12 protein-coding genes and 2 pseudogenes are annotated in these 14777 nt (G+C 56.8%); 3 read left to right on the plus strand and 11 right to left on the minus strand.

All coding sequences use genetic code 11. From position 1 onward, the window contains the following. Positions 1 to 31: 31 nt before the first annotated feature. The 8 genes and pseudogenes from IQ265_RS07555 to IQ265_RS07585 form a co-directional block, all read right to left on the minus strand. On the minus strand, positions 32 to 3349 hold the full coding sequence (locus tag IQ265_RS07555; RefSeq protein WP_194052112.1) for a response regulator: 3318 nt from the start codon (positions 3347 to 3349) through the stop codon (positions 32 to 34). Positions 3350 to 3357: 8 nt separating this feature from the next. Then, positions 3358 to 3651, minus strand: a complete 294-nt coding sequence (locus tag IQ265_RS07560; RefSeq protein ID WP_194052114.1) for a helix-turn-helix transcriptional regulator — start codon at positions 3649 to 3651, stop codon at positions 3358 to 3360. A 117-nt stretch (positions 3652 to 3768) separates the two neighbouring features. Next, positions 3769 to 4521 (minus strand): annotated as a pseudogene (locus IQ265_RS29865) (HAMP domain-containing sensor histidine kinase); the annotation flags it as partial. Between the two features lie 264 nt (positions 4522 to 4785). Continuing rightward, positions 4786 to 5652, minus strand: a pseudogene (locus IQ265_RS29870) (cache domain-containing protein); the annotation flags it as partial. Positions 5653 to 5926: 274 nt separating this feature from the next. Next, complete coding sequence (locus tag IQ265_RS07570) at positions 5927 to 7369, minus strand: PepSY domain-containing protein (protein ID WP_194052116.1); 1443 nt, start codon at positions 7367 to 7369, stop codon at positions 5927 to 5929. Between the two features lie 76 nt (positions 7370 to 7445). Beyond that, the gene (locus tag IQ265_RS07575) at positions 7446 to 7865 is read right to left on the minus strand and encodes a DUF3037 domain-containing protein (protein ID WP_194052118.1); all 420 of its coding nucleotides are present in this window, start codon (positions 7863 to 7865) and stop codon (positions 7446 to 7448) included. Then, positions 7843 to 8619: a HipA family kinase gene (locus tag IQ265_RS07580; RefSeq protein WP_194052623.1), complete on the minus strand. Its 777-nt coding sequence runs from the start codon at positions 8617 to 8619 to the stop codon at positions 7843 to 7845. The genes IQ265_RS07575 and IQ265_RS07580 overlap by 23 nt, the downstream gene beginning before the upstream one ends. A 34-nt stretch (positions 8620 to 8653) precedes the next feature. Beyond that, the gene (locus IQ265_RS07585) at positions 8654 to 8827 is read right to left on the minus strand and encodes a hypothetical protein (protein WP_194052120.1); all 174 of its coding nucleotides are present in this window, start codon (positions 8825 to 8827) and stop codon (positions 8654 to 8656) included. Between the two features lie 61 nt (positions 8828 to 8888). Here IQ265_RS07585 and uvrB point away from each other — a divergent pair, with 61 nt between their 5' ends. Next, on the plus strand, positions 8889 to 10892 hold the full coding sequence (gene uvrB / locus IQ265_RS07590) for an excinuclease ABC subunit UvrB (RefSeq protein WP_194052122.1): 2004 nt from the start codon (positions 8889 to 8891) through the stop codon (positions 10890 to 10892). 46 nt (positions 10893 to 10938) lie between these two features. Further along, positions 10939 to 11547, plus strand: a complete 609-nt coding sequence (locus IQ265_RS07595; RefSeq protein ID WP_194052124.1) for a Uma2 family endonuclease — start codon at positions 10939 to 10941, stop codon at positions 11545 to 11547. Positions 11548 to 11675: 128 nt separating this feature from the next. Here IQ265_RS07595 and IQ265_RS07600 read toward each other — a convergent pair whose 3' ends face one another. Beyond that, positions 11676 to 12002 (minus strand): hypothetical protein, encoded by a 327-nt coding sequence (locus IQ265_RS07600; protein WP_194052126.1) that lies wholly within the window; start codon positions 12000 to 12002, stop codon positions 11676 to 11678. Between the two features lie 664 nt (positions 12003 to 12666). On the opposite strand from IQ265_RS07600, the gene IQ265_RS07605 reads away from it, so the two are divergent. After that, complete coding sequence (locus IQ265_RS07605; RefSeq protein ID WP_194052128.1) at positions 12667 to 13434, plus strand: CPBP family intramembrane glutamic endopeptidase; 768 nt, start codon at positions 12667 to 12669, stop codon at positions 13432 to 13434. Between the two features lie 164 nt (positions 13435 to 13598). Here the strand turns inward: IQ265_RS07605 and IQ265_RS07610 are convergent, their stop codons facing one another. Both IQ265_RS07610 and IQ265_RS07615 read right to left on the minus strand, forming a co-directional pair. Further along, the gene (locus IQ265_RS07610; protein WP_194052129.1) at positions 13599 to 14012 is read right to left on the minus strand and encodes a DUF4058 family protein; all 414 of its coding nucleotides are present in this window, start codon (positions 14010 to 14012) and stop codon (positions 13599 to 13601) included. A 57-nt stretch (positions 14013 to 14069) separates the two neighbouring features. Continuing rightward, positions 14070 to 14723 carry a hypothetical protein gene (locus IQ265_RS07615; RefSeq protein WP_194052130.1) on the minus strand — a complete coding sequence of 218 codons (654 nt, stop codon included), beginning with the start codon at positions 14721 to 14723 and terminating at the stop codon, positions 14070 to 14072. Positions 14724 to 14777 lie beyond the last annotated feature (54 nt).

Genomic DNA, 14777 nt, shown 5'->3' on the forward strand with positions numbered 1-14777 from the left:
CCTGCCCAGCCCTGGCGGTACACCCCCAGGGTTAAGGGTGGGCTTTGACCAGGGCGGCGATCGCCTCAATTAGCTGGTCTGGCTCGACGGGCTTGGTAATGTGCTTTTGAAACCCAGCGGCGATCGCCTGCTGGTGGTCGATCTCGCCAGCGTAGGCAGTCAGCGCGATCGCAGGGACTCGCCCGCCCTGCTCCATTGAGAGCGAGCGCACCTGGCGCATCAGCATGTAGCCATCCATTTCGGGCATACCAATATCGCTCAGCATAATGTCTGGCCTAAACCGGGTGAGCACCGCGATCGCCTCGCCAGCGCTGGCGGCGGCGATTACCTCGGCCCCCTGAAGCTCTAGAAAAAAGGCAATGAACTCGCGGGTAGTGTTGTCGTCATCGACCACCAAAATTCGGGTACCGTTGAGGTCGATCGAGGGCTGAGGGGCCTGGGGCGATCGCTCGACGGACTGATCTAGCGGCAGCAGGGGCAGTTTGACCGTAAAGGTGGCCCCCTGACCTTCACCCAGGCTGGCGGCCTGCACCTGGCCGCCGTGCAGCTCGACCAAGTAGCGCACCAGGGCTAGCCCCAGCCCCAGGCCGCCAAACTGGCGGGTGGTGGTGGCATCTTCTTGCCGAAAGCGATCGAACACGTGGGGCAAAAAGCTGGGGTGAATGCCCTTGCCCGTGTCGGCAATTGTGATCTGGGCATAGGGGTCGAGGTATTCGAGCCGCACCTCAACACGCCCCCCCTCTGGGGTGAACTTCACTGCGTTCGACAGCAGGTTCCACACCACCTGCTGAAGTCGGTCGGCATCGCCCGAAACCAGCCGAAAGGCTGGGTCAAGCTGGGTGACGATCTGAATTGCTTTGGCCTCTACGGCCAGCTGTACGGTTTCTAAGGCAGCTCGAACGGTCGCCCCCAAATCGACGCCGGTCTTGTCAAGGCTCAGCTTGCCGCGCAAAATGCGAGACACATCCAGCAGGTCGTTGATCAGCTGGGCCTGAATTTGAGCATTGCGCTCGATCACCTCCAGGGCGTACTCTCGCTTTTGCTGATTGAGCTGGCGAGTGCGCAGCAGCTTCGACCACCCCAAAATGGGGTTGAGGGGCGACCGGAGTTCGTGCGACACCACGGCCAAAAACTCGTCTTTGATGCGGTTGGCGGCTTCGGCCTGTTCGCGGGCGGTGCGCTCGCGGGCCAGCAGCTGTTCGCGCTCCTGCTCGGCCTGCTTGCGGCTGGTAATGTCGGTGGTCGAGCCCACCACCCGCACCACCTGCCCCTGCGGATTTTGAATTAGGTAGCCGCGATCCCAAACGTTGAGCCAGTGGCCGTCGGCGTGGCGCACGCGATACTCAAATTCGTAGCGATCGCTGCCGCCCTCCAGCACAGAGGCCATCTTCACCTCAAGGCCGACCACATCCTCAGGGTGAATGCGGGTCACCCACCAGTCTTTAGCCGACGAGACATCCTCAGGATGAATACCCATTAAGCGATAGAGCCCCTCCGAGCGGTAGGCCTCCCCCGTTTGCAGATTCCAGTCGTAGACCACGCCATCGACGGCGTAGGTGGAAAGCCGAAAGCGTTCTTCGCTTTCTTGCAGAGCCGCTTCCATACGCACCCGCTCTAGGCGTGGAAAGATTTGATTCGACAATTCCTGAATCAAATGAAGTTCGTCGGAGTGCCAGTGGCGAGGGTAGGAGTCATAGATGTTGAGCAAAAATCTCCACTCCCCATCTTTATGGAAAGGCACGCTCACAAACGCGTGAATGTTGAGGGCAGCATAATTCTCAGCCACCGTGCGCGGGTCGGCCTGCGTGTTGCTAACCACAACAGTTTCCTGATTTCGAACCGCCCGCAAAAATTCGTCGGTCACAAACTCCGAGAGGCGATAGACACCAACCACGTCGTGCGCCTCGGGCCGATGCCAGGCATAATCGATTACCGCGTTTTCCCCGGCGGCATCGATTTCGGCAAAGGCACAGACCGACAGATTTAGGTAGGCACCAATTTTGGCACCAACAGTCTGCATAATTTCATCCGCCGCCGACAGTCGGGCAAAATCTGCGGCAATATCGCTCAAAAAAGCGGCATTGGCTTCGCGGCGTTTGCGCCTGGTAATGTTTTGAAAAATGACCGCAACGCGGCGGCTGTCTGCATCGCCAACCTTAGACAGGTAAAAGTCGTACCACTTTTGATTGAGCTCGGCGTATTCCTCTAAACGCTCGCCCTTGCCCGTGCGCACCACCTGCCCAAAAATGTTGTACCAGCGGGGCTCGTGAATGAGGCTGATTTGGCTGAGCTGCCGCCCGGTAAAGTCTTCGCCAACAATTTCGATCGCCGCTGCATTGGTTTCTACGCAGACAATATCTACCGCCCGATCGTTTTCGTCGAAAATGACATCGACTAGAAAATAGCCCTGCTCAATTGAGGTAAACAGCGTGCGGTATTTTTCTTCCGATTCTCGCAGGGCCGCTTCGGCCAGCTTACGGCTGGTAATGTCGCGGGTCGAACCTGCGACAGATGTGACCACACCTGTAGGGCTCAGCAGCGGGGTAAAAATGTATTCGTAAATGCCGCTGACGCCCCTGGGGCTGACATAAACCGACTCATCTTTTACCGTTTCGCCCGTAACAAAAACGTGCTCGATCTCTCGCTGATGTTTGGCGGCCAGGGCGTTGGGATAGTTGAGTTCAAAGAAATTTTTGCCGACGGCCTCGGTTAGGGTTAGGCCCCAGAGGTCGAGCAGAGGCTGGTTGACAAACACAAAGCGGCCCTGGCGGTCGAAAAGATAGACAAAATCGGAGATGGTTGAGAGCACCGCGTCAAAGATCTGCGATCGCCAGTCGAGTTCATCGCGGCTGTCAGTCAGGGCCGCTTCGGCGGTCTGGAGCTGCTGCCGCAGGCCTGCACATTCCTGGTTCAGGGGCATGGCCGTCTCCAGGGCGATCGCGAGCGTCTCAGCCGTCACCTGCTCGCGCACTAGGTAATCGGTCGCCCCCGCCCGCAGCGCCCGTTTGGCCAGGTTGACATCATTGTCGCCAATCACAATGGTTGGCGGGCAGCGATCGAGCTGGCTTCGGAGGCGATCGATCAGCTCAACGTTGCCCCCGCCAACAGTCTGGGTTTCTAGAATGATGCCGTCTACCCCCTGGCTCTGGCACAGATCCACCACAGAGCGGTCAGAGCGCTCGGTTAAAATACGGTAGCTCCCAGCCGCCGACTGTAGCAGGTAGCCGTAGGCGCTGGCGCGGGCAGCATCGTGATCGACGATCAAAATGGTGCGAGTCTGGATGCGGGTCCGGGGCAGATCCTCCGCCTGGGTCGGTTCTGGAGCGCTATGGGAATCGGAGTTAGCCATAGAAGAGGTTAGCTGCCTAGGCATCCATACTTGGCTAAGAGCGCTTCGCTGCCGCCAGGCAGCTTGGCAGACTGGCTCAGGTCAGCAATTACACTTTCCACCTGGCGCAGCGCCAGGGGAGACGGCTGCATGTGCCCGTTTTCCCAGCGGTTGAGGGTACTAAAGCTCACCCCCAGAGCAACGGCAAACTGCTCCTGGGTAGACCCCACAGCCTGCCGCAGGTCGCGGATAAGCTGGCCAATCTCCGGCTGCTGCCGGGGCAGCGAGCGCGACGAAAACGACGGGGTTAGATCCGAAGACATAGGGCGATCGCCCATGACACCGACTCAAACTCTATAGCGTCTGCTATGCCGCGCCAATCTACCGGAAGATAGAAGGCAGAGAGCGGCGATCGCCTGTCGCCTATCGCCCTACCCCTGCAGCAGCGGCAGGCGCACCGTAAATGTAGCCCCCTGGCCCGCGCCGGAACTGTCGGCGGCGACGGTGCCACTGTGCAGCTCGACCAGGTTTTGCACGATCGCAAGCCCCAGCCCCAGGCCGCCAAACTTGCGGGTGGTGGTGCCGTCTTCCTGGCGAAAATAGTCAAACACGTGGGGCAGAAATGTAGGATGAATGCCCTTGCCGGTATCGCTCACCTGCACCTGGGCCTGAGCCCCCACCTGCGACACAGTCACCATCACCTGCCCGCCGCGATCGGTAAACTTAACCGCGTTGCTCAGCAGGTTCCAAATCACCTGCTGTAGGCGAGTAGAGTCGCCCAAAACTTGCCCCAGGTTGGGTTCATACACCGTTTGTATGTGGATAGATTTTGCCTCTGCGGTCAGCCGTACCGTCTCTAAGGCGGCGGCAACAATGCCCCTCAGATCAACCGGAACCAGGGTCAGCCTCACCTTGCCCTGCATAATGCGGGTCACGTCCAGCAGGTCTTCAATCAGCTGCGTCTGGAGTTTGGCGTTGCGCTCGATGGTTTCTAGGGCAAAGGCTGTCTTTTCAGCACTTAGGGTGCCGTTGCGCAACAGGCTGGCCCAGCCCAAAATAGGGTTTAGGGGAGTGCGCAGCTCGTGGGACAGCACGGCTAAAAATTCGTCCTTAAGTCGATTGGCGTGCTCGGCCTCCGCTTGGGCTACCTGGGCCTGGCGCAGGTGTTCTGCCCGCTCGCGATCGCGCTGCGACAGCAGATCGGCCGCTAGCTCCAGCGATCGCCCCAGCAGCACCAGTTCTTTAATTGACAGCAAACGCACGTGGGGGTGCTCATCGTTGGCCAAAGCCTCAGCCGCCCGGGCTGCCGAAGCAATGCTGCGGGAAAGCTGCCGCGACAGCAAAAAAGCCCCCGTGCCGCTCACCAACAGCAGCGCCAGCCCCGATCCCACCACCAGCCCCATAGCTCTGCGGGCCGGGCCTTGAATATCGTCTGCAGGCACGGTGACCGCCGCCGTCCAGGGGGTGTTGCCAATGCGGCTAAAGGCCACATAGACCTCCACGCCCTCCAGGGTTCGACCGGGATAGACGCCCTCGCTGGCTTCGCTAATTCGCTCTAGAAAAGACGGCGTGCCCCGCTGCCCCACAAACCGCTGGGGACTGAGCGTGCGCGTCACCACAACGCCTTGGCCATCAACAATGGTGCGCGCCCATTCACCTTCCACCGGCTGCTGGTTCTCAATCACAGTGGCCAGCGCCTCTGGGGTGATGACTGCAGTCAAGACATAGCGCAACCCCCCATCCCGAAGGACAGGAACCCGAATTGGAAAGGCCAGATTGTTGTCCAGCTTTCCCCGACGCAGATCGCCAACGACAGGCTGGCGCGTTGCCACCAGCTGTTGCAAACTACCGGGTTCGTTGACAGCAGGCAGTGGTACGCCCAGCGGGTGATTGCTGTTCAACAGCTGTTGCCCATCGGGCGACAGCAAAAGAACTGTTAGCCAGGTCAACTGGGTCTCGGCCATGCGCTGGGTATCGCTATAAAAGCTCTCCAGGTCGCCGTCATAGAGATGATCAGAGGCCGCCAGGGCCTGCAGAGTTCGGGTTGTAGTAGAAAATTCGCGGTCTACGGTTGAGGCTAAGTTACGGGCCTCTCGCAGCATGCGCCGCTCGGCTACTCCCTGCTGCTGCTGCGACAGCCCAATCACAACGGCCCCAGCAAACGCCCCGACCGGCAGTAGCGTTCCGACTACCAGCAGAATTAAATATGATTTCAGCGAAAGCGTATAGCGATCAGACCAGACCGAAGCAGGCTGCCTAAAAATTGAAGTCACTCGCTGAACTAGCACACTCGCAGTGTTAAGCCCTACAGGTTTCTCTGCCACCGTTCACGTCTCACTATGGCTCACACACTATGGCTCACGAACTATGGCTCACAGAGTGCAGTGTGAATGGTTTTGTACGGTGAAGAAGCAGATTGCCATAGTCCTACCACTAGAACATTTATGATGACTGGCTCATTGCCGGTTAGGTAACCATCCTAATCATTATTTACCGAGCTATCTACGCCCTAGGGGTCCGTCAAGCTTAAATTTTTGGGAATCCGCGTAGAGGCATTACGCTAGCCCCGCCAGCGCGAAGCACTGCACCGTGCCAAGCTCAGCCAAAAATGCGCCTGAGTGCAGGAATGCGACTGAGCACAGCGTAATCTAACAGCAGCACCACCACCAGCGAAAGACCCACCAAGGGAAACACCAGCCCCAGCACCGCAACAATGGCTAAGGGAATGCGCCAGTTCTGTACGTAGGGGGGCAGGTTGGGGGCTCCGATTAGCCCAGAGCCTTGGGGCCGACGCTGCCACCACATCACCACTCCAGTGATGGCCAGCAGCATTACAGTTAACGCCGCCACCAGCATGAGCAGCTGATTGGCGAAACCAAAATATCTCCCCATGTGAATGGCGGTGCCCATCTCCACGGCCTTGGGAACCAGACCATAATCTTGCCAGCGCACGTCGGCCAGCACGGCCCCGCTGTACTGATCAATATGCAGAGTCACTTCCTGGGTCGGATCGGGGGGGAAGGCCGAAACGGTAAACACTCCGGTCTCGCCTTCCGGTAGCGTTACGCTAAAGCCGGGAGGTGCGCCTTTGGCCTGGGCTAGGGCGATCGCAGCATCAAGGCTGATGGGGGGGCTGGGGGGCAGGCCGCTCTGAACCGATGTGGCGGCCTGGTGACCTGAATGATCATTATGGCCTGAGGGCGCAGACTGGGGCACGGGCAACTGTTCTACGGCCCAGGGCACCACCTGGCCCCGCTGGTTCAAGGAGCCGGTCAACATAGCAGACTGGGGAATGTCGTCCCACATTTGGGCGGGGAACTGGCCCCACACCTGGGCAAAGGTGTCGCCCCAAAAACCGGTCCAGGGCAAGCCGGTAAGAATCAAAAACCCGATCAAAAGAACGCCATAAAAGCCGGGTACGGCATGGAGGTCTCGCCAAAATATCCGTTTGTTCTGGCTCCAGAGCCGAGGGATTAACGTGCCCAGCACGGCAAACTTCTGGCGGGGCCACCACAGGTAAAGCCCGGTTGCCAGCAGCACTAACCCCCAGCAGGCGGCTAGCTCGACTAAGTAGTCGCCCAGCCGACCAATCAGTAGCTCACCGTGGATTTTGCGGGCGATCGCCTGGAGGTTATGGTCTTCATCGCGATCGCCCAAAACCTCTCCGCTGTAAGGATTGACGAACACCATCAGGTTCCGTTCATCCGCCGTGGTCAGCAGCACTTCACTACTTCGATCTGCGGCAGCAGGCGGCGTAACCTGAGTAATCACGGCGGCGGGATACGCATTTTCGACGGACTGGATCTGCTCTACGTAGGACAGCGTAGCTGAGTCGGGCTGCACAAACAGAAGGTTGCTGTACATAGCCGCATCGAGCTGGGGCTTGAAGAGATAGATAATGCCCGTCGCGGCCAGAACCACCATGAAGGGAATCACAAACAGCCCGGCGTAAAAGTGCCAGCGCCACACCGTGCGGTAAAACCGATTGCCAGACGATGCCGTTTGTAAAACCTGCTCTTCAGTCTGTTTCGAGGTATTCATACCAGCGCCTTTGCCCAGTGGCAGCAAACCTAGCTACCATGCCCGATGCGCAAAGACGTTGTCAAAAGACAGGTCGTCAACTCTTTACCCGTTCCCCTAGGGGGCACGGGAGCGGACGCACCATAGTCGCCAGCAGGTGTTCGATCACAGCCGGTAAATCTCTACACAGGCCGGTATGCACCCGTGAGGTCTGAATGATCGTGCTGCGAGGGGCCACCAGCCAGTCAAACCGTTCTCGCTGGGGCAGTTGACCAATGGGGCCGGCCTGGGTTTTGCCAGCGCAAATGATCGGAATGGTATCTAAATGACCTTTGACTGTTTCTAAATCTAGGGAGGGGTCAAGGGCAAGCAGCCGTTGCGGATTGAGTTCAATTCGCGCTTCGAGAAATTTGCGGGTGGCGCATGAGACGATCGCACCAACGTTGACAAATTCCTCTCGCTCAACCTTAGGCACCACACGAATGATGGCGTAATCATAGGTGACGTGATCGTGCACGAATGGCCTCCTCTAAAAAAGCGTGGGGTGGCTCTAGCCGCTTCAGCAGATACTCAATATAAGCCTCGCGATGGTGTTGGCTGTTTGTAAACGGAGAGCCCTCCAGCAGCCAGGACTCTGGAATTAGGTTGACGATGTGCGTGATGACGTCTGGCGTTAGCTGAGCCGTCATGGTGGCATCGACCTCTGGTAGTTGACTGGCAAACCGCAGCAAGACGTGATCTTTGATGCCGGGGAAGGGGGTGCGGCTGCGCTCTAAGTAGTTGCTCCAGTTGTGGTGAAAGTAGAGGGCAACGCCGTGATCAATTAACCAGAGGCGGCGGTGCCACATCAGCATATTGGTGTTGCGGGCGGTGCGATCGATATTGGTGACGTAGGCGTCGAGCCAGACAATGGCCGAGGCCAGGGCGGCATCGGGCTGTTGGGCAACGGGGTCAAAGGTGATGGAGCTGGGCAGGTAGTCGAGGGCCAGGTTGAGGCCCACACTGGCTCGAATCAAATCTTGAATTTCAGGATCGGGTTCGGTGCGGGCCAGTTCGGCATCGACTTCGATCAAGACAATTTCGGGCACCAGCAGGCCGACGGCCCGAGCAATTTCTCCAGCCACGAGTTCGGCGATCAGAGACTTGCCCCCCTGACCGGCACCCCGAAACTTCAGCACATACATGCCGTCATCGTCAGCTTCTACAATGGCCGGAAGAGAGCCTCCCTCCCGCAGGGGAGTGACGTAGCGGGTGGCAACAACGGTTCGCAACACAGTTCGCAAACGAATTCTCAGCGACAGAGCCTCAGCCCATTTTAGTGGAACTGACCGTCGCTATAGCCCCAGCCTCAGCCCAGGGGCAAAACAGTACTGAGCGATTTGCCCAGGCCTGAGGGTCACGAATGCAGGCGCTAGGGGCGATCGCCCGCTGGCTACAATACCCACCCAGACAGCCCAGTTGGGTAATGGCCGTAACCACCATCTGGGGCAAAATCAGTCATTATTAAAGAGGCGTAGTAGTGTCTTTGTACCGTTGACCTATGGGCGACTTCAACATTCAGGCTCCCTTTGAACCCACGGGAGACCAGCCGAAGGCGATCGCGGGCCTAACCAAGTTTCTGCAAGACAACACCAAGTACCAAACCCTGCTGGGGGCCACGGGCACAGGTAAAACTCACACCATCGCCCGTGTGGTCAACAACATTGGCAAGCCCACCCTGGTGCTGGCCCACAACAAAACCCTGGCGGCGCAGCTCTGCAACGAGCTGCGCGAGTTTTTCCCCGACAACGCCGTCGAGTACTTCATTAGCTATTACGACTACTACCAGCCCGAGGCCTACATTCCCACCACCGACACCTACATTGCCAAAACCGCCTCGATCAACGACGAGATCGACATGTTGCGCCACTCGGCGACGCGATCGCTGTTTGAGCGCCGCGACGTAATTGTGGTCGCCTCGATTAGCTGCATCTACGGCCTGGGCATTCCGTCGGAATACCTGAAGGCGTCGATTCCGCTGCACGTGGGTATGGAGGTGAACCAGCGCCAGGTGCTGCGCGATCTGGCCTCGATTCAGTATGAGCGCAATGACCTCGACCTGGGCCGGGGCAAGTTTCGGGTCAAGGGCGACGTGTTGGAGATCGGCCCCGCCTACGAAGACCGCATCATTCGGGTGGAATTTTTTGGCGACGAAATCGACGCCGTGCGCTACGTTGACCCAATCACTGGGGCCACGCTACAGAGCATGGAGGGGCTGAGCATTTACCCCGCCAAGCACTTTGTCACCCCCGACGATCGCATTGAGGAAGCCTGCCAGGCCATTAAAGACGAGCTGCTAGAGCGTTTAGCGGAGCTAGAGAAAGAGGGCAAACTGCTGGAGGCCCAGCGGCTAGAGCAGCGCACCCGCTACGACCTGGAGATGATCCGCGAAGTGGGCTACTGCAACGGCGTGGAAAACTACGCCCGCCACCTGGCCGGTCGGAAAGCCGGGGCACCGCCAGAGTGTCTGCTCGACTACTTCCCTAAAGACTGGCTGCTGGTGATCGACGAATCCCACGTCACCATCCCGCAGATTCACGGCATGTACAACGGCGATCGCAGCCGCAAAATGGTGCTGATCGACCACGGCTTTCGCCTCCCCAGCGCCGCCGACAACCGCCCCCTAAAAGCCGAAGAATTTTGGGAAAAAGTGAACCAGTGCGTTTTTGTCTCGGCCACCCCCGGCAACTGGGAGATGGAGATCTCCGGCGGCAAAGTGGTCGAGCAGATCATTCGCCCCACTGGGGTGCTCGACCCCGAGATTTTTGTGCGTCCCACCGAGGGCCAGATCGACGACCTGCTGGGCGAAGTGCGCGAGCGGGCGGCCAAGCAGGAGCGGGTGCTGATCACCACCCTGACCAAGCGCATGGCCGAAGACTTGACCGAATACTTTGAGGAGCACGGCGTGCGGGTGCGCTACCTGCACTCCGAAATCCACTCAATCGAGCGGATTGAGATTATTCAAGACCTGCGCGAGGGCTTGTACGACGTGCTGGTGGGGGTCAACCTGCTGCGGGAGGGGCTGGACTTGCCGGAGGTTTCCCTGGTGGCGATTCTGGATGCCGATAAAGAAGGGTTTTTGCGGGCGGAACGATCGCTGATTCAGACTATTGGCCGCGCCGCCCGCCACGTGCAGGGCCAGGCCATTCTCTACGCCGACAACCTCACCGACAGCATGGCCAAAGCCATCAGCGAAACCGAGCGCCGCCGCGCTATTCAAACCGCCCACAACGAGGCCAACGGCATTACCCCCACCTCAATTATTCGCCGCAACAGCAACTCGATTCTGTCGTTCCTCGAAGTGTCGCGCCGCCTCAACGCCCACGAGCTGGAGGAGGTCTACGAGCACAAGGAAGAGCTGCCCCTGGAAGACATTCCTGAGCTGATCGGCCAGTTTGAAAAGCAGATGAAAGAGGCCGCCAAAAACCTCGACTTTGAGGAGGCGGCTAAGTTTCGCGATCGCATCAAATCGCTGCGCGACCAGCTGATCGGCAAGCGATCGTAGGGAAGTTTAGATTTAGGTTTTGGCGGATCTCTGACTACTTAGCACCATGGTTCAAACCAAGCCCTCCACCCTTACCTTTGCTGACTATCTGGCCTATGCCGATGGCACCGATACCCGCTACGAACTGGTCAGGGGACAGCTGGTTGCAATGACACCACCAACTTGGAAACATCTGCTGATTGCGCGCTACCTAGAACGTATATTTACCGCCGCTATTGAAGCAACCGGTGAGGATTGGATCGCGCTGCAGGGCGCTGGGCAGCGGGTCGATGAGGAGACTTCTCGTTTACCTGACGTTATGGTCGTTCCCGTGGCGGCTATCCAAGATGCGGGGGAGAGTACCGCCATTTTGCAGGTGGCGGCTATTTTAGCGGTTGAAATCGTCAGCCCTAGCTCCGTTGCCGATGACTACCTGCACAAACTGGCAGAGTACGAAGCCAAAGGTATTCTTGAATATTGGCTGGTTGACCCCCAGGCTCTCGGCGCAGCCCGCTACATAGGCAGCCCCAAACGACCTTTAGTCTCGATCTACCATCTGGTCGATGGCGAATACAGCTCTCCCCTGCGCTGTCGCAATCAGGAAACCGTTGAGTCAAGGGTTTTTCCTCAGCTGCGGGTAACTGCCCAGGAGATTCTTGAGGGGAAAACTCTTTAGGGTTGCGCAGAGTCTATAGCCAAACCTGATCGTCCTCGCTGTGCCAAGTTGCGATTAGAAACCGGGTGCCTGCTGCTTGTAGCTCAGTTTTGGGAGAAACAGCAGGCACCCGGTTTCTTGGCAAAAAGCTACTCAACCAGTATGGTTTTGGTCAGTATCGCCATCCACGTCTCGACTCCGCTCGACGACCGCGTCTCGACTCCGCTCGACGACCGGGGCATCCCCTCCGGGGAGACTTCGCCAACGACACCGCTCAGCGGAGCGGGCATAGGCTCTGACCAATCGTTGGGGTCGGCGTAGCCGTAGGTGTGGAGGATTTTGATGGTGCGATCGATGGCGGCTAGGCTGCCGTAGAGCATGTGGCGCACCCGTTCGGGGCGGGGCTGAGATTTGCCAGATGCAGACGGCGGAAGGTTAGACGCACCGCTGGCGTCAGACTCAAGATATTCAAACATCGGTTCTGTGTTCCTTTTTGGGTTTGAGGAAAACAGAACGCGAAAACCCTAGCCACCCGCGCTTGCCGTGCAAACTGAGGGGGCTAGGGTACCATGAACCTAGCCTCGCAATCTGCTGTCGAGATTTGCGGGGTTAGCTGTCTGTTGGTGGTGCAAACACCTTCAGGCAGCGCTAAAGTTTTCGAGTTCTGTAGGTCAACCGCTCGGGTCGAACGGCTTAACGTAAAACAGTACTGGTACAGACGCTCAGTGTCAACCGTAGTGGAAATGCGCGAGGAGAATCGCTCTCCTAATTGATTAAGTGGGGATTGAGGTACTGGTATTGATAAACGCGAATAAGCCCTGGATCTAGGGTGTTATCCAGCACTTTTTATGGACAATACGCCTACCACCCATACCTAACCCTTAAATCAGCTGGATAACACCCCGAAACACCGAACTTGTCCGGCAGATTTGATGTTTAATTCCTTGAGAATCTAGTGTTACCCGGCAGGCCTAACGGATAATACCGAGCATAGAAATTCTTGTCTAGCGGATCTGACAGTTAATACATAGTTATGCAGCTCGGTCTGCTCGTAAGGATAGTACGTTGAAAGTTGTCGGTGGAACGATAAAAGTTGAGTAGAATCGGTTAGAGATTTCAGAGTCACGGAGAAATCAATCTATGACCGTTGATGTTAGCTCAATAGTGCCAAGTCGCCCACGGTTTCCGCTCAAAATCCTTGGGCTTTTGCTATTTATTTCGGTCTTTGCGTCGTTCTCAACAATACTTTATGGCACAACTGTCACTCATCAAGCGGTTTCCTTGCTCGAAATTTTGCTAATTGCAGGTCTTTTAAGCGCGATCATCACTGCGCCCCTAGCAGGCTTAGGTTTGTGGTCACGCAGCAAACAGGATATTGAAGACTCCAGTTTTACAAGGCTATTGGTTAAAGATGAATTGATTTTTTCGCTACTTTTAGCGATCGCGTTGGGCATCCTTTGTGGAATTTTCGTCGTTCTATCAGACAAGGCATTTTATTCATTTCTTCCAACCGCAATTCGAGATATGGAATTACCTGGCTCTTTATCAGGGTTATTGGCTGCGTTTGGGGCAGGTGTTAACGAAGAGATTTGGTTCCGGTTAGGTGTATTGACTGGACTAATTGGACTTGGACGTTGGTTACTAAAGCAAACTCAGACGAGCGCAGTTTTATTTTGGGTTGCAAATATTGTTTCGACTCTATTGTTTGGGGCAGCGCATCTACCTCAATTTGCACTTATGGCGAATGGATTATCATCAATAGTGATTGGTGTAGTACTTTTTCAAAACGGCATTGTCGGTCTAATTTTCGGGTGGCTCTACTGGCAGCGCGGGCTTTTGGTAGCTATGCTGGCTCACATTACTGCTGATATTGTTATCCATGTCGTCATTCCAACATTTTTTAGGTAAAAGCACCACATAACAATCGCAATGCACCGGTATATTTCAGTTTGGTTGTTTAGTCGCAGAAGTTATTGGTGTCCGGTGATTGCGACCGTTAGGTAGTTCAGACAGCAGTAAGCGCAGGGTGCGTTTTTGGCTCTCAGGTTTGAACATATTTCAAAGCCGTCCCTCTAAGGAGTAGCACTCAACAGATTTTGCATCCAAACCTGATCCTCCTTCGAGAACGGCGGCGACTGGCTGTAGTCAATGCAGAGGTCGTAGCTGACGCGATCGTAGACACCACTGACAAGGGTTGATAAATCTACCACAACCGGCTCATCCGCAACTTGGAGCGGCAGCGGAAAACAGGGCAACGGTTCCCTAAACCGTGATCGCATAGAGATCAGCAGAGGGGCGAAGTTCTGCTTGACTGACCAAAATTCGATAGTGAGCCAGTTGCACGTTTCCCTCCATCGGCAGGGTAGGGTCGCCCCGCAACAATCAATTTTCACCAGATGAGAGGCGCTGCCTAGAACGGATCCATACCAGGAAACGGGGAAGGTATGGGGATGGGGCACCCGCTGAGACAAGAGGATGTTATCCATTGTGGCAAACTGGCTCAAAAATAGGTTTGCCGAGATGGCCCAGTCTCGCTCTGTGGCCTAACCCAAATCCTTGGCCTGGCTCAGCATTCTGCGAATTTCGTCGTTCAGCTCGCGAAACACGTAGCGGGGGCTGACCTCGTCGAGCATATCCACAATCCGCTGGGCCTGAACCTCGCTCAGATCGCGGTTGCCCGTCAGCTGCTCCAGCTTCACCTTCACCACGTGGTTGCGAATCTCGTCTTCCGTGGCGCGGTCAGCCACCATATCGCCAACGATCTTGCTCGATCGCGCAAACTGAATAAAGTCTTTGTTGATCAAATCGTAGGACAGCTCACCCTTCTTGTTGGTGTAGGCCTCTACGACGGCGGCGTACTCGGCGCTGTCCACCGTAGCTTCATCCTCGAGGGCATCGTCTTCGTCTACTCCGGCTTCGGCCTTAGGCGGGTTGCCGCTCAGCTTCGCTCTGCCCCGCTTCGAATAGGGCATTCCGGCGGTCAGCTCCAGCGCCTCCTTAAATGCCTCCAGGGGAAACAGATCCAGATTGACGTTGGCGTTGGGAATGGGGTCGCCCGTATTACGGCTAAAGGACGCTAAACCGGGCTGATCAGTGTCGTAGCGCATCACCACTACCCCAGACTTACCGCCCCTCAGCTTTTGGCGGTAGGCAGCAGCGGCGATGGTCGATAGCTCGACAATTTTTGTTCTAATCATGATCCAGGTAAGAACTCAACAGTCTTCCAACCACCTGCATCATAATCCCCCAGC

Origin of the sequence: Nodosilinea sp. LEGE 06152, assembly GCF_015207525.1 — a bacterium.
GTDB lineage: Bacteria > Cyanobacteriota > Cyanobacteriia > Phormidesmidales > Phormidesmidaceae > Nodosilinea.